Genomic DNA, 18,766 nt, shown 5'->3' on the forward strand with positions numbered 1-18,766 from the left:
AGGCCCGTACCCGGCCACCACATCGGCGCCGCACCCGCATCCATCCGCACCCGCCCCCCCACCAGCACCGGCCTGCACCCGCACCCGCACCCGCACCCGCACCCGCACCCGCACCGACGGTTGCCCGCCCGGGCCCCGCCCGCGCTCACCGCGACGGTTCAGGGACTCCCCAAGGCACCCGCACCCGCACCCGCACCCGCACCACCCTCCGCCACCCTGTCACCGCGCCGCTGCTGCACCCGCACCACCCGACGGCTGCCCGTCCGGGACGTGCCGTCGGCCCCGGACGGCCGTCGCCGCGCGGACCGCTGCCTCCGCCAGCAGGACCGTCGAGGCGACGGCCGTGCACACCGCCCACTGGGCGGCGGTGAGCGGGACGGTGCCGAACACGGAGCGCGCCCACGGCAGGTGCACGGCGGCCACCTGGACGGCCAGCACGCCCGCCAGGCACAGCCACAGGGTGCGGTTGGTCAGTTGGTGGCGGCCCAGCAGGGGGCTGTCCTCCGCGCGGGCGCAGAGCGAGTTGACCAGCTGGAACAGGACGAACGCGGTGAACGCCATGGTGGCCGCCGTGGCGTCGCCGGTCCGGGGGCGGGCGAGGGCGAACAGGGTGACGGTACCGACGGCCATGACCGCGCCGGCCCGGCCGACGGCGAGCAGGCGGCGGGCGTTCAGGATCCGCTCGGCGGGGTCGCGGGGCGGGCGGCGCATGATGTCCTCGCCGGCCGGGTCGACGGCCAGGGCCATCGCGGGCGGCCCGTCCATGATGATGTTGACCCACAGCAGCTGGGTCGCGGTCAGCGGCGCGGGCAGCCCGGCGGCGGAGGCGCCGAGCAGGGTGAGCAGGGCGCCGATGTTGGTGGCGAGCTGGAAGCGGACGAACTTCACGATGTTGGCGTAGATGGCGCGTCCCTCGCGCACCGCCCGCACGATGGTGGAGAAGTCGTCGTCGGTGAGGACCAGGTCGGCGGCCTCCTTGGCCACGTCGGTCCCGGTGCGGCCCATGGCGACGCCGATGTGGGCGGCGCGCAGCGCGGCCGCGTCGTTCACGCCGTCGCCGGTCATCGCCACGACGTGGCCGCGGGCGGTGAGTGCGCGGACGACGGCCACCTTGTGCTCGGGGGCGACGCGGGCGAAGACGCCGATCCCCTCGACGCGGCGGGTCAGTTCCCCCTCCGGCATCCGGTCGAGGTCCGCGCCGGTCACCACCTCGCCGGTGATGCCGACCTCGCGGGCGACGGCGGCCGCGGTGTCCGCGTGGTCCCCGGTGATCATCTTGACGGCGACGCCGGCCGTGCGGCACAGGTCCATCGCGGCGCGGGCCTGCGGGCGGGGCGGATCGGCGAGGCCGGCGACGGCCACCAGGGTCAGTCCGGTCGGGCCCTCGTGGCCGTCCACGCCGCCCTGGCCGACGGGGCCGGCAGGGCCGTCCACGAGGGCGGTGGCCGCCGCGAGCACCCGCAGTCCCGAGCGGCCCAGTCCGGCGGTGACCGCGCGGACGGCGGCGCGGCGTGGCTCGTCGAGGGGCCGCACACCGTCTTCGGTGAGCACGGTGGCGCAGCGGTCGAGCAGGACGTCGGCGGCTCCCTTGACGTAGGCGCGGGTGCGGCCGCCGGGTTCGGTGTGGAAGGTCGCCATGTACTTGGTCGCCGCGTCGAAGGGGAGCTCGCCGGTGCGGGGCCGCTCGGCGCGCAGGGCGTCGGGGTCGGTGCCCGCCTTCGCCGCGAGGACGAGCAGGGCGGCCTCGGTGGGGTCGCCGACGAAGCCGTCCCCGGTCAGGCGGGCGTCGTTGCACAGCGCGAACGGCAGGACCCCGGCGCGCACTTCGGCCGAGTCCGCCGGGCTGCCGTCGGCGCGGACGACGGTGCCGCGGGTGCCGTAGCCCTCGCCGGTGACCGCGTAGCGGCGGCCGGCGGTCCACACGGACCGCACGGTCATCTCGTTGAGGGTGAGGGTGCCGGTCTTGTCGCTGCACACCACCGTCGCCGAGCCCAGCGCCTCCACCGAGGCCAGGCGCCGGACTACGGCGCCCCGGCGGGCCATACGGTGCACGCCGAGGGCCAGGGTCAGCGCCAGGACGGCGGGCAGTCCCTCGGGGATCGCCGCGACGGCGAGCGCGACCGCCCGCAGGGCGATGTCGGAGGGCGCCTCGCCGCGCAGCAGCGCGAGCACCGCGTACAGGCCCACCGCGACGCCGCTGAGCACCGCGAGCCGCCGCCCCAGGCTGTCCAGCTGCACCTGGAGCGGGCTCGGCGGCTCGCCGCCCGAGCGCAGCGCCTCGGCGATCGCGCCGAGTTCGGTGTCCATGCCGATCGCGGTGACGACCAGCTCGGCCCGCCCGCGCGTCAGGGCGGTGTTCATGAACAGCTCGCCGGTCCGCTCGGCAAGGGGAACGGGACCGGTTCCGGCGGGCGCGGGTGGCGGGTCCGCCGTCTTGGGGACGGGCTGGGACTCGCCGGTCAGGGCCGCTTCGGCGACCTCGACGGACTCCGCGACCAGGAGCCGTCCGTCGGCGGGGACACGGTCACCGGCCTCCAGCAGGACCACGTCGCCGGGGACCAGGGCCTCGGCGGCGACCTCGCGTTCGGTGCCGTCGCGGCGGACCCGGGCCGTCGGGACGAGCATGCGGCGCAGCGCCTCCAGGCTGCGCTCGGCACGCCGTTCCTGGAGGTAGCCGAGGACGGCGTTGATCTGCAGCACGACGGTGATCACGACGGCGTCCCGCACCTCGCCGATCGCGGCGGCGACGACGGCGGCGATCAGCAGGATGCCGATGAGCCAGTTGCGGAACTGGTCGAGGAACCTGAGCCACTCCGGCCGCCGGGCGGGCTGTGCGAGCCGGTTCGGCCCGTGCGCGGCGGCGCGTTCGGCGGCCTCCCGGGCGGTCAGTCCGGTGCGCGGGTCGACTCCGAGACGAGCGGCGGTCTCCTCGACCGTCCTCGGTACCGTCATGGCCTCTCCTGTTCCGGGTTCCCCGGGCGTCCGGGAGCGCCGGTGCCGTGGGCGGCGCGGCGCGGCGGGCAGCCGCCCGTCCGCTGCCCGCTTCCCAGCCTCGGCCGGGCCGGGAGCCGCCGCAGTGGGCCGTCCGGGCCTCAAGCCCGCACCGTCCGGCCCTCCCCCGGCGGGGGCGGGGCGGCCAGTCTGGAGGTGGGAGGAAAAGACGCGCGGCGGGGACTCCCCGCCCCGTCGCCGTGCCGACCCCGGAGGTGCGCCATGACCGGACCCGTCGTCGTCGGGCTCGACGGCTCCCCCGCCAGCGTGACGGCCGCGTGGTGGGCCGCCCGCGAGGCGGTGGACCGGCGACTGCCCCTGTTGCTGCTCCACTCGTGGACCACGCAGCCCCTCAACGTACCCATCGCGCAGGCCGCGCACAGCAAGCGACGCTACGGCGAGCAGGTGCTGCGGCGGACGGAGGCGGAGCTGCTCCACCGCTACGACACGCTGGCCGTCACCGCGGAGCTGGTCTCGGCGCCGGCCTCCCAGGCCCTGGTGGACCTGAGCGAGAGCGCCGAGCTGCTGGTGCTGGGCTCGCGCGGGTACGGCTCGGTGTCGAGCTTCCTGCTCGGCTCCATCAGTCTGCACGTGCTGGGACTGAGCCACTGCCCCGCCGTGACCGTGCGGGCCGGTGACCCGGCCGTGGAGACCGGCTTCGGCCGTCCGGCGGTCACCGGCCGCGACGAGGTCGTCGTCGGTGTGCAGGATGTCGCCCCGGCCGTCGATCCGCTGCTGGAGTTCGCCTTCGCCACCGCCGACGTCCACGGGGTGGCGCTGCGCGCCGTGCGGGCGCTGGCGCTGTCCACTCTGGCCGGGGACCCGGGCACCGACGGGCAACTGGAGCGCGAGCGGGAGCGGCTCGCCGCCGTTCTCGCGCCGTGGCAGGACAAGTTCCCGGGCGTCGACGTCGTGCAGCAGACCGCGCACGGCTCCGCCTCCCAGGTACTGCTGACCGCGTCGGCACACGCCCGGCTGGCCTTGGTGGGCCGCCGCCGGCACCCGTCGCCGCTGATGTGGAAGCTCGGGCCGGTCGCGCACGCGGCCCTGCACCACCTGCCCTGCCCCGTCGCCGTCGTACCGCACGACTGAACACCGGCCGGGTGCCGCCATGGAGGTGCTGCGTTCCCGCACGGCACGGCTGGAGCCCGTGCTGCTGGTGGTGACGGCGGTTCTGGTGGCGGCCGGCGGCGTGGCCCGCTGGGCCGGCGCCGCCGGCCTCGCGGACCTGCTGTGGGGGGCCTGCGCGGGGATCGCCGTGGTGCCCGCGCTCGGCTGGGTGCTGTCGGCGCTGCGGCGCGGGCAGGCCGGCGTGGACCTGATCGCCGTACTGGCCCTCGGCGGGACGCTCGCCGTGGGCGAGTACCTGGCGGGGGCGCTGATCGCGCTGATGCTGGCCACCGGCCGAACGCTGGAGGCGGCGGCTCGGCGGCGGGCGACGCGTGACCTGCGGGCGCTGCTGGAGCGCGCGCCGCGCACCGCCCGGCTGCGTGCGGGCGCCGAGGTGCGTACGGTGCCGTGCGACCAGATCGGCGTCGGGGACACGGTGGTCGTCGGGCCGGGCGAGGTGGTCCCGGTGGACGGGCGGCTGACCGGCGGCACGGCCGTGCTGGACGAGTCGGCGCTCACCGGGGAGCCGCTCGCGGTGCGGCGGGCGCCGGGAGAAGCGGTGCGCAGCGGTGTCGTCAACGCGGGCGGCGTCTTCGACCTGCGGGCCAGCGCGACCGAGGCGGACAGCACCTACGCCGGGATCGTCCGGCTGGCCCGGGAGGCCGGGGAGCGGTCGGCGCCCGTGGTGCGGCTGGCCGACCGGTACGCGGCCTGGTTCCTGCCGCTGTCCCTCGCCGTGGCCGGAATCGCCTGGCTGCTGAGCGGCGACCCGGTGCGGGCGGTGGCCGTGCTGGTCGTCGCGACGCCCTGCCCGCTGTTGCTGGCGGCTCCGGTGGCCGTGGTGTCGGGTCTGTCACGGACGTCGCGGCTCGGGGTGGTGGTCCGGGACGGCGGCGCGCTGGAGACGCTGGGCCGGGCCCGCACCCTGCTGCTGGACAAGACGGGAACGCTCACCGGGGGCCGGCCCCGTGTCCTGGACGTGTTCGCCGCGCCGGGCACACCGCCGGGCGAGGTGCTGCGGCTGGCCGCCTCCGTCGACCAGTACTCCCCGCACGTGCTGGCCCGGGCGCTGGTGGAGGCGGCACGGGAACGCGGCCTGGAGCTGTCGGCGCCGGACGGAGTGACCGAGGAGCCCGGCCGGGGCGCCACCGGTGTCGTCGAGGGCCGGCGGGTCACGGTCGGCCGCCTCGCCGAGGAGCCGGGCGCTTCGGCGGCCCCGGGATCGCCGCTCCCGGCCTGGGTGCGGGCCGTGGACAACCGGGCGCTGCTGGACGGGGCGGCGGTGGCGTGGCTGACCGTTGCCGGGCGGGCGGTGGGGGCCGTACTGCTGCGCGACCCCGTACGGCCGGACGCGCCGCGGGCGCTGCGCAGGCTGCGGACGGCGGGGTTCGGGCGTCTGGTGATGCTCACCGGGGACCGGGCGGAGCCCGCCCGCGAGGTCGGCGCCGTGCTCGGGCTGGACGCGGTGCGCGCCGGGCTTTCCCCGGCCGGCAAGGTCGCCGAGGTGCGTGCCGAGCGCGAGCGGGCGGTCACCGTGATGGTGGGCGACGGGGTGAACGACGCGCCCGCGCTGGCCGCCGCCGACGTCGGCGTGGCGATGGGCGCGCACGGTTCCACGGCGTCCTCGGAGGCGGCCGACGTGGTGCTCACCACCGACCGCGTGGACCGCTTGGCCGACGCCGTCCAGATCGCCGTGCGGGCGCGGCGGATCGCCGTGCAGAGCGCGCTCGGCGGGATGGCGCTGTCGCTGGCCGCGATGGTCGCGGCGGCCTTCGGGCTGCTGCCCCCGGCGGCCGGGGCGCTGCTGCAGGAGGGCATCGACGCGGCGGTGATCCTCAACGCGCTGCGGGCCCTCGGCGCGGACCGCGCGGTGGGGCCGGCGCTCCAGCCGCGCGCGGCGGAGCTGGTCCGCCGGTTCGCCGCCGAGCACGACGATCTGCGGGACGTCCTCGACGCCGTCCGGGACGCCGCCGACCGCCTCTCCGCCGACGCGGACCCGGACGAGGCCCTGGCGGCGGTGGCGGGCGTCCACCGGCTGCTGACCGAGCGGCTGCTGCCGCACGAGCACGCCGAGGAGCACGAGCTCTACCCGGCGCTGGCACCGGCCCTGGGCGGCCCCGAGGCGACGGCGACGATGAGCCGCGCCCACGCGGAGATCGACCGGCTGGCCCGGCGTGTCGCCACCCATCTGGCGCTCGCCGGACCGGCCGGCCTGGCCCCCGAGCAGCTCGACGACCTGCGCGCCTGCCTGTACGGGCTGCACACGGTGCTGCGCCTGCACTTCGTGCAGGAGGAGGAGAGCTACTTCTCCCTGGCCCCTGACCCGGCCCCCGGCCCGTCGGCGTAGGGAAGGCGCGGGCAGGTGGGCCGGACGGTCCGGGCCGGTGGTCCGGAAGGTCCAGGGCGGGTGCCGGTGCCGGTCAGACGATGTCCAGGACGTCCGGCACCGGCCTGCGCGGTGACGCCGTACCCGCCGGGCCGTGCCCGATGCGCAGGATCATGTGGACGTAGCCCATGTCGGACGCGGGGTCGCGGGCGAGTTCGCGCAGGTCGGAGCGTTCCAGGGAGTGGGAGGCGAGGGCCGTGGCCAGGCCGTGCAGCGTGGCCAGGAGCAGGACGCGCTCCAGGGCCTGCCCGGCCGTCAGCCAGTCGGCCGCGCGGTCGTGGCGGGTGCCGAGGAGGACCATGTTGGGAGCCGGTTCGAAGGTCGCCCAGGTGCGGTCGGCCAGGTGCCGTCGGCCGGCGAAGTCCCGGACCGGGGCGCCGCCGTCGTACTTGGACGGTCCGAAGGCGTACTCGGGGATCCCGTCGACGGCCGCGTCGGCGGCCTCGGGGCCGACCCGGGTCCACCGCCGTACCTCATCGGTCCGCTCCGGGTCCGCCAGGTCGCGGCCCTCGGCGTCGTGGATCTGGTTCAGCAGCGCCGCCACGTGCCAGGGGTCGGGGAAGAAGAGCTGGGCGCCCTCCGCGCGGGCGGCGGCGGACAGTTCGTCCCGTACGTCGAACGGCACGGGTTCGTCGCGGAACGGGTGGCGGCTGGTGTGCCGGCGCGGGATCGCCGGGTGCAGCACGGCGAGCGAGTGGTCGGGCTGGTCGGTGGCGGCCGGGCGGACGGCGGCGAGCAGTCCGGGTTCGGCGGCGTCGGGCAGCAGCCGCACGGGGGCGCCCAGTCCGTGGTGGGCGGCGGCGACCCTCAGGTTGAACAGGGCGGCGCCGCAGCCGATGTGCAGGGCGCGGTGGTCGGGGTCGGTGTACGGCATGGCGCGCTCGAAGTCGGCGCGCAGTTCCAGGACGTGGTCGGCGCTGCGGTAGCGGAAGCGCCAGGGCTGGGCGTTGTGCAGCGAGGGAGCGGCCGTGGCGGCCGCCACCAGGGCCCGCACGGTCATCGGGTCGAGTGGTCGCGCCGGCATGGCGCACCTCCCCTCGGAGGCGGACGGCAGGGTTCCTCGCAGCCAGCGTCCCTCGGTGCGGCGGCGGATGCCAGGGGCCGTCGGGCCGGCGCCGGGGGCCGTCCGGCCCCCGGGCCGGCGCGGGCCTCAGTCGGGGAGCGCCAGCTTCACGGTCTCGCCCGGCTGGAGGCACACCGCCCGGTCGGGGAGGCGCACATCGATGGGGGACTCGTCGGAGGACGGTACGGCGATCTCCAGCCAGCCGCGCTCCAGGCGCAGCCGGATGCCCCAGTGGCCCTGGTAGCGCAGGGAGAACCCGTAGGAGGACAGCTCGGGCAGCGGGACCGGGTCGAGCCAGAGGGCTCCGCCGCGGGTCTCCAGGCCGGTCAGGCCGCGCTGCACCAGGTCGAGGGTGCCGGCCATGGCGCCGAGGTGGATGCCCTCGCCGGTGGTGCCGCCCTGGACGTCGGCGATGTCGCCCTGCAGGGCCTCCTGGCAGAACGTCCAGGCCTCGGCGCGGCGGGCGCGGGCCAGTACCCAGCCGTGCACCAGGCCGCTGAGGGTGGAGCCGTGGCTGGTGCGGTGCAGGTAGTAGTCGACGGTGCGGCGCCAGGTGTCGTCGTCCAGGCGCACGCCCAGGCGGCGGAAGAGGCCGGTGAGCTCGGCCGGGGAGAACAGGTAGCCGAGCATGAGGACGTCGGCCTGTTTGGAGGCCCGGTAGCGGTTGACGGTGTCGCCCTCGGCCTCCAGGATCCGGTCCAGCCGCCGGATGTCGCCGTACCGCTCCCGATAGCCCTCCCAGTCCAGCTCGGCGAGGTCGCCGTATCCGTCGAACTGGCTGACGACGCCCTCGTGGAAGGGCACGTGCAGGGTGCGGGAGACGTCCTCCCACTGTTCGAGTTCGCCGCCGTCCAGCGCGGTGCGCTCGACGAGTTCGCGGCGGCGCGGCTCGGGCAGCGAGCGCAGCAGCTCCAGCGTGCGGGTGAGCACCCAGGCGGCGGTGACGTTGGTGTAGGCGTTGTCGTCCAGGCCCGGCTCGGCGGCGTCGGGGTAGGCGTCGTGGTACTCGTCGGGGCCGACCACGCCCTTGATACGGTGCCGGCCGAGGGTGTCGTCCCAGACCGCGCTGTCCGCCCAGAACCGGGCGATCCGCAGCAGCATCTCGGCGCCCTTGGTGTGCATGAACTCGCTGTCGCCGCTGGCCTCGCAGTACTGCCAGACGTTGTACGCGATGGCGGAGCCGACGTGGTGCTGCAGGCGGGAGTGATCGGGCAGCCAGCGTCCGGAGTTGGGGTTGAGGTGGAGCTGCTGGGTCTCCTCGCGGCCGTCGCTGCCGCTCTGCCACGGGTACATCGCGCCGCGCCGGCCGGCCTCCCGGGCGGCGACGCAGGCCTGTTCCAGACGGCGGTGGCGGTAGCGCAGCAGGGCCCGGGACACCTCCGGGAAGTGCAGGTTGAGGTAGGGCAGGACGAACAGCTCGTCCCAGAAGACATGGCCCCGGTAGGCCTCGCCGTGCAGTCCCCGGGCGGGCACGCCGACGTCGAGGTCGGCGGTGTGCGGGGAGAGGGTCTGCAGGACGTGGAAGTGGTGCAGGCGCAGGATGGGGCCGGACTCACCGGGCACGTCGAGGTCGGCGCGGCGCCACAGCTGGTCCCAGGCCGTCAGGTGGGACTCCAGCAGGTCGTCGTAGGCCGGGGCGCGTTCGACCCGGTGCAGTGCGGCGTGCAGGGGGTCACTGATGGCGGGGTCGCGCGAGGTGTGCACGGCGACCGTCTTGTCGACGACGGCCGGGCGGCCCTCGGTCAGTTCCAGGTCCAGCCGCTGCAGGACGCGCGTCCTCTCGTGCCGTGCGGTGACGGGCGCGTCGGCGGTGAGCCGGGCGGTCAGGCCGACGCGGATGCCCGAGGTGCGGGTGCGGCAGCGCAGCCACACGGTGTCCGGTCCGGTGTCGCCGGTGTGCACGTGTTCGAGGTGACGGCCGTCCAGCCGGCGGTAGCGGGCCACGCCGGCGTTGACAACCCCGCCGTCCAGCGCGGCCTCCACCTCCACGGTGCCGGAGAAGCCGGTGGCGGTGAACTGGGTGCGCAGCGCTGCCAGATGGGGATCGGCCATGTGCACCAGGCGTTCCTGGCGCACCGTCAGTTCCCGTCCGTCGCCGAGGCCGTAGCGGGTGTGCCGTTCCAGCAGACCGGCGGACAGCTGCAGTCTCAGGCGGTGTTCGAGGACGGGCGCGGTGTCCGGGGTGAGCCACTCGCCGCCGGGCAGCCGGAAGCGCAGCGGCAGCCAGTTCGGCATGTTGACCATGTCCTCGTTCTCGACCTCGTGGCCCGAGACGTCCGAGGTGAGCCGGTTGAAGCAGCCGGCGACATAGGTGCCGGGGTAGTGGACGTCGTCGGCGGCGCACTCGGGCAGCGCTCCCCGGGTGGCGAAGCAGCCGTTGCCCAGCGTGCACAGTGACTCGCGCAGGCGTTCGTCCTCGGGTTCGTAACCCTCGTACTCCCAGGTCCAGCCCGTCACTGCGGCACTCCCTCCCGTCGGCGGTGGGTCCGGGTTCCCCGGCTCCGCCGCGCTACGCCGTAGCCCTGCGGCCACTCATACCCGCTGCGGCACGATCGCCACCGGGCAGGGGGCGTGGTGCAGCAGGGTGTGGGCGACCCGGCCCAGTTGCAGGCCGACGAGACCGGTGCGACGCCGGGCTCCGACGATCACCAGGTCGGCGGCGGCCGAGCGATCGAGGAGCACCCGCCGGGCGGGTCCCTCGGCGGTGGCACGGCGCAGCCGGATCTCCGGATGGTCCTCGGCCGCCTCCCGCAGCACCGCGTCGAGCTGTTCGGAGGCCTGCAGTTCCTGCTCGTGGGCCGGGTCGCCGATGAGCAGCGGATGACCGGCGGGGTCGTGCAGGGGCCGACGCCAGGCGCGCACGACGTCGAGGACGCAGCCGCGCGCCCTGGCCTCGCCGAACGCGAACCGGACGGCCTCCTCACAGCTGTCGGGGTCGCCCGCGCCGAGCAGGATCCGCTCGTGGGTGCCCGCCAGCGCGGCCCGGTCGCCGCGGACCACGACGACGGGGCAGTGGGCGCGCCCGGCGACGGCCAGGCCGACCGAGCCGAGCAGCAGGCCGCGCAGTCCGCCGCGGCCGCGGGAACCGGTGACCAGCAGCGTGGCGTTGTGGCCGGCGTACAGCAGCGCCTGCACCGCCTCCTCCGGGACGATGTCCGTCAGGACCTTCAGGCCGGGGGCCCGCCGGCGGGCGTGGTCCGCCGCGGTCGCGACGACGGTGTCGGCCATCACCTGCTCCGAAGCCGGGCCGGGCTCCTCGGGGGACCGGTCGCCCTCGTAGCGCTCCCACAGGGAGGCGTACAGCAGGCGCAGCGGCAGGCCGTGCCGGGCGGCCTCGTCGGCCGCCCACTCGACCGCCGTGAGGGCGTCCGGGGATCCGTCGACGCCCACGACCACGGGCAGGTTCATGCTCCTCACCGCCTCCCAGGCTCGTCCGCGCGGCACCGGGCCGGGCGGGCACCCCTCACTCCATCGTCACTCTGCCACCGGGTACCGGCGCGGGACAGGGGTGCACCGGCCCCCGGACGGGCCGAACGGCCCCTGGGGCGGGTGGCCTGCCGGGCAGACGCTTGAGACAGGACAAATGGTTAGGGAGGACCGGCCATGACCGCTCCGTTCCTGCTTCTGATCGCGCTCGGGCTCGGGACCTGGCTGGTGTTCCAGAACACGGTCGTCCTCGGACTCGTCCTGATGGCCGCCGGGCTGCTGGGCCTGCTGATGTTCATGGGTACGGTCGCCGGTCACCAGCGTCCCGGCGAGAACGAGACCGTCATCGAGGAACGGCACTACATCGGCCGCAGCGACGACGACCATCGCCGATTCCGTGGCTGACGGACGAAGGAGGCGCTGTGAAGACCGCCCCGTACACCGAGACCGACACCGGCACCGGCGGGCCCCGCGCGCCGGACATGCCGGTACGCGTGACAGCCGAGCTGGACCGGCCGCTGTCGCGCTGGCTGTGGCTGGTGAAGTGGCTGCTCGCCCTCCCCCACTACGTCGTCCTGTGCTTCCTGTGGGTGGCGTTCGTGGTGGTGAGCGTGGTGGCCTTCTTCGCCATCCTCTTCACGGGCCGCTACCCGCGCGCCCTGTTCGAGTTCAACACCGGCGTGCTGCGCTGGAGCTGGCGGGTGTCGTACTACGCCTACGGCGGGCTCGGCACCGACCGCTATCCGCCGTTCACCCTGGCGGACGTGCCCGACTACCCGGCCCGCTTCGAACTCGACTACCCGGACGAGCTGTCCCGGGGGCTGGTCCTGGTCAAGTGGTGGCTGCTGGCGATCCCCCACTACATGGTGCTGGCCGTCCTCCTCGGCGGGGCGCGCGTGCCGTGGGCGGACGTGGGGCTGATCGCCCTGTTCGTCCTGTTCGCCGGGGTGGCCCTGGCGGCCACCGGGCGCTATCCGCGCGGCATCTTCGACCTGGTCGTCGGGTTGAACCGCTGGGTGCTGCGCGTCGCGGCGTACGCGGCGCTGATGACGGACGTCTACCCGCCGTTCCGCCTGGACCAGGGCGGCCGCGAGCCCGATGCGTGAGCACGCGGGCCGGGCCCGTCGCAGGGGCCGCCCGGCACCGCACGGGTGCCGGGCGGCCCACGCGGGCAGGGCCCGCGCCGGGGCACGGTGGAGACAGGGACCGTCGAAGGAGGCAGCCATGACCCAGCGCACCGACAGCAACGGCATCGTGGTGGGTGTGGACGGCTCCGACGCGTCGCGCGCCGCGCTGCGCTGGGCAGCGCGGCAGGCCCACGTGCTCGGCACGCGGGTCCTCGCCGTGCACGCCTGGGAACCGGCCCCCCTGCACGCCGCGCCGTACGCCCCCGTCGCCGGCCGGCCGACCCGCGCGCAGCAGCGCGAGCGGGCCGCCGCGCTGCTCGCCGACTCCGTCCGCGAGGTCTTCGGCCCCCGCGTGGACCCCGCGGTGCACGCCGTCCTGGCCGAGGGGCCGCCCGCCCGGGTCCTGCTGCGCCACACCGACGGCGCGTTGCTGCTGGCCCTCGGCCACAGCGCCCGCGGCCGGGAGGACCTCCCGGCCGTCGGGCCGGTGAGCCGCGAGTGCCTGCGTCACGCCGCGGTGCCGGTGGTCACCGTCCCGGCCCCGGACCCCGACCGCGCGGAACCGGACCTGCGGATCGTGCAGGCGCCACCGGCGCGGCTGCCCAGCGGCGCGGGCGTGGCGTGACCTCACCCGGCCCGGACCTGACCCGTGGAGGTGATCCCATGGACGTCCTGGTGGGATACGCGACCGCGCACGGATCGACGGCGGAGATCGCCCGCAGCCTCGCCGCCCGGCTCGGCGCGGCGGGCCTGACGGCCGAGGCCAGACCGATGGAGAGCGTGCCCGACGCGGGCGCGTACGCGGCGTTCGTCCTGGGCAGCGCCGTGCACGGGCAGACCTGGCTCGATCCGGCGAAGGAGTTCCTGCGGCGTGGCGCGGACGTCCTGCGCGAGCGGCCCGTGTGGCTGTTCAGCGTGGGCATGCCGGACGCGTTGCGGGGACCCTGGCGGCGGATGGGCCCCAAGGAGGCCCCGGTGATCGTGGAGAGCCTGCCCGGCGGGCTGCCCCTCCGGGAGCACCGGCTGTTCTCCGGCGTCGTCCGCCCCGCCCACCTCTCGCTGACCGGACGGTTCGTGTTCCACCTGTTCTGCGGACGGTACGGCGACTACCGCGACTGGGACGCCCTGGACCGCTGGGCCGACGCGATAGCCGAGGAGCTGACGGGCCGGACACGGCACTGATGCCGACGGGGTGCCGCCGTGGACCGGGGGCCCGCCGCAGCTCGGCCGGTGTCACGGTGCCGCCGTCGGTGAGCCGGGAGAAGACGCGGCCCCCGCGCGGCGGTCCTCGCCGCGTCCCGCGCACCGGCCGGGGTCAGCACGGCACCGGCGGGCGACGGTCCGAGGGGGCACGCGGGTGCGGGCGGGGTGCCCGGGCGTCCGGCAGGGGCGGCGGGGGTGTGGGCGGCAGCTGGGCGGCGCGCCGGCGGGCCACGCGCAGGGCGAGGGCGTCCAGCACGGCGGTCAGGACGAAGGTCACGCCCGTTGCCGCCAGCAGCAGCACGGCGAGGCGCTCCCAGAACTCCGGTGTGAGGCTCGTGCCCATGGTCCTCGCTCCTTCCCGGCCCTCCCGGCCGGTCGACATGGCGCGGAGAACGGTGCGGTCTTCCCGTTTCCATAGAACTCCTCACCGAGGGGCGGCACTTGAGCCGACCGGCCCGCCGCAGGTCCCGGCAGCGGGGCCGGGGGTCCCGTGCCGACCGGAACACGGGTGCGGGAGGTGTCCGCCGGTGGCCGTGGCGGGCGCCTTTCCGGTTGAGGCCGCTCGGCCCTGGCGCGCGGGGGGTCTGTGTGGTGTGCTGGGAGCGACGGGAAGGACCGATCGGAACGACGCGGGGAAGCGACCTTCACCGGTCGCGCACCGCGCAATCGGGATCCGCGAGAAGTGGATGGTCCTTCCCGCCGTCACGCCACGGCCCACCGCCCCACCGCAGCCCCATGCCCCCGGTGCGGGCGCGGTCCGGGAAGCAACCGTGCTCCCCGTCGGGCGCGCCCCCGCGGCCCGACGGGCCGTGCGGGCCGGGTGGCCCGGCCGCCGACCGGCGAAGGCGCCGGGCGGTCATCCGTTTCCCCGCCCGGCCGCCCACCGCCTGCGTACCGCGTCCTCGTGCTCGGCCTGCTCCAGTGCCGCTTCCAGCCGCGCGAGGGCCGTCTCCAGCGCCGGTATCCAGTGCCGCCGCAGTGCCCGCACCCGCTGCCGGGTCCGCAGCACCTCCTCCCCCACCACGTGGGCGGCGCGGCGCGCGGCGGCGTGGGCCGCCGCCGCGCGGACGGCGTCGGCCCAGGCGGCCTCGGCGAGCAGCAGGGCGGTGTTGTCGGGGGCAGGGGCCGAGGGGTCCCGGCCGGCCGTCTCGCAGTGCACGGCGCCGGGATGCCGTACCCCCGTCGTGGAGTCCCAGGTGATCCGCAGCTCCGCGCGGTGCGGGTAGTCGGCGGCGTCCGGGCCGGTCGCGCCACCGGGACCGTCGGGGCCGCCGAGCAGCACGCCCCGGCGGGTCCAGGCCTGCGCCCGGGCCGCCCGGTCGTGCCACACCACCCGTGTCTCGTCCTCGACGCGTCGGAGTTCCCGGTGCCGTCGCAGCAGGATCCGCAGCTTGCGGTCGAGGAGGTCGGCGCCCCGCAGGGCCGCCTCCCGGCGGCGCCGCAGCCGGGTCCGGCCGGCCCGGCCGGGTGGGACGCGTGGCTCGGGCACCAGATCACCGCCCCTCGGAGGACGCCCCGTGGGCGTCGAGCAGGTCGGCCGGCAGCATCGACAGCTCGCTGCGCGGCAGGGTGAGCAGCACCCGCCAGGCACGCTCCAGGGTGTCCGCCAAAGGGCGCGCCTCGTCCCGCCGCTGCCGCAGCAGGCCCTGGGCGAAGGCCTCCTCGAAGTCGAGGTAGCGGCGGTCCACCGCGCCGAGCGCGCCCTGCCCGACGAGGTCGGCGAGGTCGCGGACCTGGCGGGCGCGGGCGAGCGCCGACAGCAGCTGGGCGGCGACGTCCAGGTGGTCGGCTCGGGTGCGGCCGGGCCCGGCGCCCTTGCGCATCAGCCGGGACAGTGACGACAGCGCGTCCACGGGCGGGTAGACGCCCCGGGCGTGCAGCGGGCGGGACAGCACGATCTGCCCCTCCGTGATGTATCCGGTGAGGTCGGGCACGGGGTGGGTGATGTCGCCGGCGGGCATGGTGAGCACCGGCAGGACGGTGACTGAGCCGGGCAGGCCCCGGACCCGTCCGCAGCGCTCGTACAGGGACGCCAGGTCGCTGTAGAGGTAGCCGGGGTAGGCGCGCCGGGCCGGGATCTCGCCTCGGGCGGCGGACACCTCGCGCAGGGCCTCGGCGTAGCTCGTCATGTCGGTCATCACCACGAGCACGTGGCGGCCAGCCGCGAAGGCGAGGTGCTCGGCGACGGTGAGGGCGATGCGCGGGGTGAGGACCCGTTCGATGACCGGGTCGTCGGCGGTGTTGAGCAGCAGCACCAGCTCACCGGCGGCGGAGCGCTCCTCCAGGGCGTCACGGACGAAGTCGGCGTCGGCGTGGGTGACGCCCATCGCGGCGAACACCACGCTGAAGGGCTGCCCGCCGACCGTGGCGCGGGCGGCGATCTGGGCCGCGAGTTCCAGGTGCGGCAGGCCCGCGGCGGAGAACACCGGGAGTTTCTGGCCGCGCACCAGGGTCGTCAGGGCGTCGACGGCGCTGACCCCGGTGAGGACCGGTTCGGCGGGCGGTTCACGGCGCACCGGGTTGACCGGCCGGCCGCCGACCTCGGCGCTGTCGGCGGCGAACACGGGCGGTCCGCCGTCGAGCGGCACGCCGCGGCCGTTGCAGACGCGGCCCAGCCAGCCCGGTCCGACGGGGACGCGGAAGGGGCTGCCGGCGAAGGCGGCGGCGATCCGTCCGGGGTCCATGCCGGCGGTGTTCTCCAGCACCTGCACCACGGCCGTGCCCCGGTCCACCTCCAGTACGACGCCGTGCCGCCGCTCTCCCGAGGCGAGGGTGAGCACCACGTACTCGTCCCAGCCGACGCCCTCGACCCCGTCGACGACCAGGAGGGGTCCGCGCAGCTCCCTGACCGAGGTGAACTCGGCGCGCCCCCAGTCCCGTACGGCGTTCACCGCAGCTCCCCGAGTCGGTCCAGCATGGCGCGGCACCGGGCGCGCACGGTGTCGGAGTCGTGCGGGCCGGCCTCCTCTCGGGCCCGCAGCAGCGGCGCGAAGTCGACGTTCTCGATGCGGGCCGGGTCGACTCCCCCGTCGGCGAGTTCGCGGCAGCGGGCGGCGACCGCCAGAGCCGCGTCGGCCAGGGCCGCGGTCTTCTCCGGGCCGCTGTAGGCGTCCCGGGCCGACAGGGCGCTCTGCTGCAGCACGGCCTCGCGCACCAGCCGCCCGCCCAGCACCCCGATCCGCTCGCGGGCGGGGAGCGCGGTGATGCCGAGCAGGTCGACGAGGTCGGCGAGCCGGTCGGCCTCGGCGAGCACGGCGGCGACCCGGGCGCGGCGCGCGGGCCGGTCCGGGTCGCCGGCCGCCGCGCCGTCGGCGGCGGGCGTCAGGTCGCGGGCGTCGAGTGTCTCGATGTCGCGGGAGAACGACTCGGCCCACGAGACGGCCGGGTAGTGGCGGGCGTAGGCGAGGTCGCGGTCCAGGGTCCACAGGGAGCGCACGAACCGCTGGGTGTGGGCGGTGACGGGTTCCGTCATGTCCCCGCCGGGCGGCGAGACCGCGCCGATCACGGTGACGGAACCGGCGCGTCCGCCCAGGGTGGTGACCGGGCCGGCGCGCTCGTAGAACGCGGCCAGCGCGGAGGCCAGGCCGGCCGGGTAGCCCTCTTCGGCGGGCAGCGCGCCGGTCCGGGAGGCGAACTCGCGCAGGGCCTCGGCCCAGCGTGAGGTGGAGTCGGCGATGACGACGACGTGCAGGCCCATGTCGCGGAAGTACTCGGCGACCGTGACCCCGGTGTGGACGCTGGCCTCCCTGGCCATCATGGGCATGTTGGAGGTGTTGGCGACGATCACCGTCCGGTCGGCGAGCCGGCCCCCGGTGCGCGGGTCGGTGAGCGCGCCGAACTCGTCGATGACGTCGGCCATCTCGTTGCCCCGCTCGCCGCAGCCGACGTAGACGATGACGTCGGCGTCGCACCACTTGGCGATCTGCTGGAGCAGGACGGTCTTGCCGGTGCCGAACCCGCCGGGCACGGCGACGGTGCCGCCCACGGCGACCGGGAAGAGCAGGTCGATGGCGCGCTGGCCGGTGGTCAGGGCACGCTCGGCGGGCGTCCGGGCGCGGACCGGGCGGGGGACGCGTACCGGCCAGCGCGTGGTCATGCGGACCGGTACGCCCGCCACGAGGGCGAGGACGGCGTCCTCGGGGCACCGGCCCGGTGCGGCCACCCGCGTCACCTCTCCCGCCCGGCCCGGCGGCACCAGCGCGCTGAGGCGGACGGGGCCGGTGCCGGTGATCTCGCCGAGGGAGTCGCCGGGCCGGACCCGGTCCCCCTCGGCCACCCGGGGGGTGAACTCGCGGGCGGGCCGGGGCCCGGGTGGGTCGCCGAGGGCCCCGGGCGCCAGCCAGTCGCCCGCACCGGACAGCGGGCGCAGCAGGCCGTCGAACACGCCGCCCAGCAGGCCGGGACCGAGCGCCGCGGACAGGGGCCGGCCGAGAGGGCGCGCGGGCATGCCGGGCGCGAGGCCACCGGTGTACTCGTAGGCCTGGACGGTGACCACGGCGTCCCGGATCGCGACGACCTCGCCGGGCAGTGCGGCCTCGCCCAGCGCGACGAGGTCGTTCATGGCGGTGCCGGGGACGTGCTCGGCCTCCACCAGGGGACCGGCGACGCGCAGGACGCGGCCGGCGGCGGGCGCGGCCCGGGTCAGGGAACCCATGGCTCCTCCTCTCCCGCGGCGGCGCGGTCGAGGGCGCGTCGCGCGAAGGTGGCCAGCCGGCAGTCGATGCGGCGGCCGGGCACCTCGCCGACGACGCCGCCGCCCGGGGCCTCGGTGATCACCGCGTCCGGCCCGAGTGCGGCCCGTACGCGCGCGGCGAGCCCGTCACGCAGCGGCGGGTAGGTGTCGGTGCGGCGCAGTGCCTCGACGCCGGCCACGACCTGACGGCACAGCTCCTCCCAGCATGCCCGGCGGGCGGCCAGTTCGCGGGCGCGCGCGGCGCGGCGGGCGCGGACCCGTTCGGCGCTCACGCGGTGGTCGGCGTCCGCCCTGCCCTGCCGGCGCGCCTCGGCCAGGATCCGCGCGGCGCTCGCCCCGGCGTCCCGCACGGCGGCGTCGGCGTCCCGGTCGGCGGCGGCCAGCAGCGCCCGGGCGGCCTCCCGGGCGTCGGCGAGCAGCCGCGTCCGCACCGGGTCCAGGGCCGCACCGGCACCCCGCGGGAGCGGGAGCGCGGCCGGCGTGCCGGACGGTGTACGGGCCGGAGAGGCGTGCGCGCGGCCGCCGCCCGCGGCCGGCTCGGGGGTCATGGCGGCATCACCGCAGTCAGTGGCCGGTCCCCGTCCAGGCGGTCCGGGGGGAGGGCGGCGGCCGCCGCGGGGGTCAGGATGACCAGGGCGACGTGGGCCGGCAGGGCGTCCCAGGCGGCGCGTACGGCGTCCGGGTCGTGCGCGGGGAACACCTCGACGCCGGCCGTCAGCAGCCCGGTCACCCGGGGCCGCTCCCCGATGGCCGCGATCCGGGCCATG

General features: G+C 76.5%; 16 protein-coding genes. 6 read left to right on the plus strand and 10 right to left on the minus strand.

Going from position 1 to position 18,766, the window contains the following annotated elements:
• Positions 1-219 precede the first annotated feature (219 nt).
• On the minus strand, positions 220-2,952 hold the full coding sequence (locus AC3ET3_RS08950; RefSeq protein WP_435611937.1) for a cation-translocating P-type ATPase: 2,733 nt from the start codon (positions 2,950-2,952) through the stop codon (positions 220-222).
• 261 nt (positions 2,953-3,213) lie between these two features.
• On the opposite strand from AC3ET3_RS08950, the gene AC3ET3_RS08955 reads away from it, so the two are divergent.
• Complete coding sequence (locus AC3ET3_RS08955) at positions 3,214-4,083, plus strand: universal stress protein (protein ID WP_432138414.1); 870 nt, start codon at positions 3,214-3,216, stop codon at positions 4,081-4,083.
• Positions 4,084-4,102: 19 nt separating this feature from the next.
• On the plus strand, positions 4,103-6,448 hold the full coding sequence (locus AC3ET3_RS08960) for a heavy metal translocating P-type ATPase (RefSeq protein WP_432138413.1): 2,346 nt from the start codon (positions 4,103-4,105) through the stop codon (positions 6,446-6,448).
• 73 nt (positions 6,449-6,521) lie between these two features.
• Here AC3ET3_RS08960 and AC3ET3_RS08965 read toward each other — a convergent pair whose 3' ends face one another.
• The 3 genes from AC3ET3_RS08965 to AC3ET3_RS08975 all read right to left on the minus strand — a co-directional run bounded on the left by AC3ET3_RS08965 (position 6,522) and on the right by AC3ET3_RS08975 (position 10,958).
• A complete protein-coding gene (locus AC3ET3_RS08965) occupies positions 6,522-7,511 on the minus strand; it encodes an Acg family FMN-binding oxidoreductase (RefSeq protein WP_432138412.1) in 990 nt (329 codons plus the stop codon).
• 126 nt (positions 7,512-7,637) lie between these two features.
• Positions 7,638-10,007, minus strand: a complete 2,370-nt coding sequence (locus AC3ET3_RS08970; RefSeq protein WP_435611938.1) for a glycoside hydrolase family 65 protein — start codon at positions 10,005-10,007, stop codon at positions 7,638-7,640.
• Positions 10,008-10,082: 75 nt separating this feature from the next.
• Entirely contained in the window at positions 10,083-10,958 is an 876-nt protein-coding gene (locus AC3ET3_RS08975) for a universal stress protein (protein ID WP_432138410.1), read from the minus strand.
• Between the two features lie 195 nt (positions 10,959-11,153).
• Between AC3ET3_RS08975 and AC3ET3_RS08980 the strand changes: the two genes are divergently transcribed.
• From AC3ET3_RS08980 to AC3ET3_RS08995, 4 genes are all read left to right on the plus strand, one after another.
• A complete protein-coding gene (locus AC3ET3_RS08980; RefSeq protein WP_432138409.1) occupies positions 11,154-11,381 on the plus strand; it encodes a hypothetical protein in 228 nt (75 codons plus the stop codon).
• 77 nt (positions 11,382-11,458) lie between these two features.
• Positions 11,459-12,082, plus strand: coding sequence for a DUF4389 domain-containing protein (locus AC3ET3_RS08985; RefSeq protein WP_432138452.1), 624 nt, complete (start codon positions 11,459-11,461; stop codon positions 12,080-12,082).
• A gap of 118 nt (positions 12,083-12,200) precedes the next feature.
• On the plus strand, positions 12,201-12,728 hold the full coding sequence (locus AC3ET3_RS08990) for a universal stress protein (RefSeq protein ID WP_432138408.1): 528 nt from the start codon (positions 12,201-12,203) through the stop codon (positions 12,726-12,728).
• Between the two features lie 38 nt (positions 12,729-12,766).
• Positions 12,767-13,285, plus strand: coding sequence for a flavodoxin domain-containing protein (locus AC3ET3_RS08995; RefSeq protein WP_432138407.1), 519 nt, complete (start codon positions 12,767-12,769; stop codon positions 13,283-13,285).
• A 133-nt stretch (positions 13,286-13,418) separates the two neighbouring features.
• On the opposite strand, the gene AC3ET3_RS09000 is transcribed toward AC3ET3_RS08995, so the two are convergent.
• The 6 genes from AC3ET3_RS09000 to AC3ET3_RS09025 all read right to left on the minus strand — a co-directional run bounded on the left by AC3ET3_RS09000 (position 13,419) and on the right by AC3ET3_RS09025 (position 18,765).
• Complete coding sequence (locus AC3ET3_RS09000; protein ID WP_432138406.1) at positions 13,419-13,649, minus strand: hypothetical protein; 231 nt, start codon at positions 13,647-13,649, stop codon at positions 13,419-13,421.
• 513 nt (positions 13,650-14,162) lie between these two features.
• A complete protein-coding gene (locus AC3ET3_RS09005; protein ID WP_432138405.1) occupies positions 14,163-14,795 on the minus strand; it encodes a V-type ATP synthase subunit D in 633 nt (210 codons plus the stop codon).
• Positions 14,796-14,799: 4 nt separating this feature from the next.
• Positions 14,800-16,197, minus strand: a complete 1,398-nt coding sequence (locus AC3ET3_RS09010; protein ID WP_432157715.1) for a V-type ATP synthase subunit B — start codon at positions 16,195-16,197, stop codon at positions 14,800-14,802.
• The gene (locus AC3ET3_RS09015; RefSeq protein WP_432138403.1) at positions 16,194-17,960 is read right to left on the minus strand and encodes a V-type ATP synthase subunit A; all 1,767 of its coding nucleotides are present in this window, start codon (positions 17,958-17,960) and stop codon (positions 16,194-16,196) included. Before AC3ET3_RS09015 ends, AC3ET3_RS09010 begins: the two co-directional genes overlap by 4 nt.
• On the minus strand, positions 17,948-18,547 hold the full coding sequence (locus AC3ET3_RS09020) for a hypothetical protein (protein ID WP_435611939.1): 600 nt from the start codon (positions 18,545-18,547) through the stop codon (positions 17,948-17,950). Before AC3ET3_RS09020 ends, AC3ET3_RS09015 begins: the two co-directional genes overlap by 13 nt.
• Positions 18,544-18,765, minus strand: coding sequence for a V-type ATP synthase subunit F (locus AC3ET3_RS09025; protein WP_432138401.1), 222 nt, complete (start codon positions 18,763-18,765; stop codon positions 18,544-18,546). Before AC3ET3_RS09025 ends, AC3ET3_RS09020 begins: the two co-directional genes overlap by 4 nt.
• Position 18,766: the final 1 nt, after the last annotated feature.

The sequence above is a fragment of the Streptomyces sp. bgisy159 genome, assembly GCF_057707805.1.

Coding starts and splice junctions, on each gene's coding strand:
- AC3ET3_RS08950 (WP_435611937.1), bottom strand. CDS start 2,952: ATGACGGTACCGAGGACGGTCGAGGAGACCGCCGCTCGTCTCGGAGTC.
- AC3ET3_RS08995 (WP_432138407.1), top strand. CDS start 12,767: ATGGACGTCCTGGTGGGATACGCGACCGCGCACGGATCGACGGCGGAG.
- AC3ET3_RS08985 (WP_432138452.1), top strand. CDS start 11,459: ATGCCGGTACGCGTGACAGCCGAGCTGGACCGGCCGCTGTCGCGCTGG.
- AC3ET3_RS09020 (WP_435611939.1), bottom strand. CDS start 18,547: ATGACCCCCGAGCCGGCCGCGGGCGGCGGCCGCGCGCACGCCTCTCCG.
- AC3ET3_RS08955 (WP_432138414.1), top strand. CDS start 3,214: ATGACCGGACCCGTCGTCGTCGGGCTCGACGGCTCCCCCGCCAGCGTG.
- AC3ET3_RS09000 (WP_432138406.1), bottom strand. CDS start 13,649: ATGGGCACGAGCCTCACACCGGAGTTCTGGGAGCGCCTCGCCGTGCTG.
- AC3ET3_RS08990 (WP_432138408.1), top strand. CDS start 12,201: ATGACCCAGCGCACCGACAGCAACGGCATCGTGGTGGGTGTGGACGGC.
- AC3ET3_RS08980 (WP_432138409.1), top strand. CDS start 11,154: ATGACCGCTCCGTTCCTGCTTCTGATCGCGCTCGGGCTCGGGACCTGG.
- AC3ET3_RS08965 (WP_432138412.1), bottom strand. CDS start 7,511: ATGCCGGCGCGACCACTCGACCCGATGACCGTGCGGGCCCTGGTGGCG.
- AC3ET3_RS09025 (WP_432138401.1), bottom strand. CDS start 18,765: ATGGCCCGGATCGCGGCCATCGGGGAGCGGCCCCGGGTGACCGGGCTG.
- AC3ET3_RS09015 (WP_432138403.1), bottom strand. CDS start 17,960: ATGGGTTCCCTGACCCGGGCCGCGCCCGCCGCCGGCCGCGTCCTGCGC.
- AC3ET3_RS08975 (WP_432138410.1), bottom strand. CDS start 10,958: ATGAACCTGCCCGTGGTCGTGGGCGTCGACGGATCCCCGGACGCCCTC.
- AC3ET3_RS08960 (WP_432138413.1), top strand. CDS start 4,103: ATGGAGGTGCTGCGTTCCCGCACGGCACGGCTGGAGCCCGTGCTGCTG.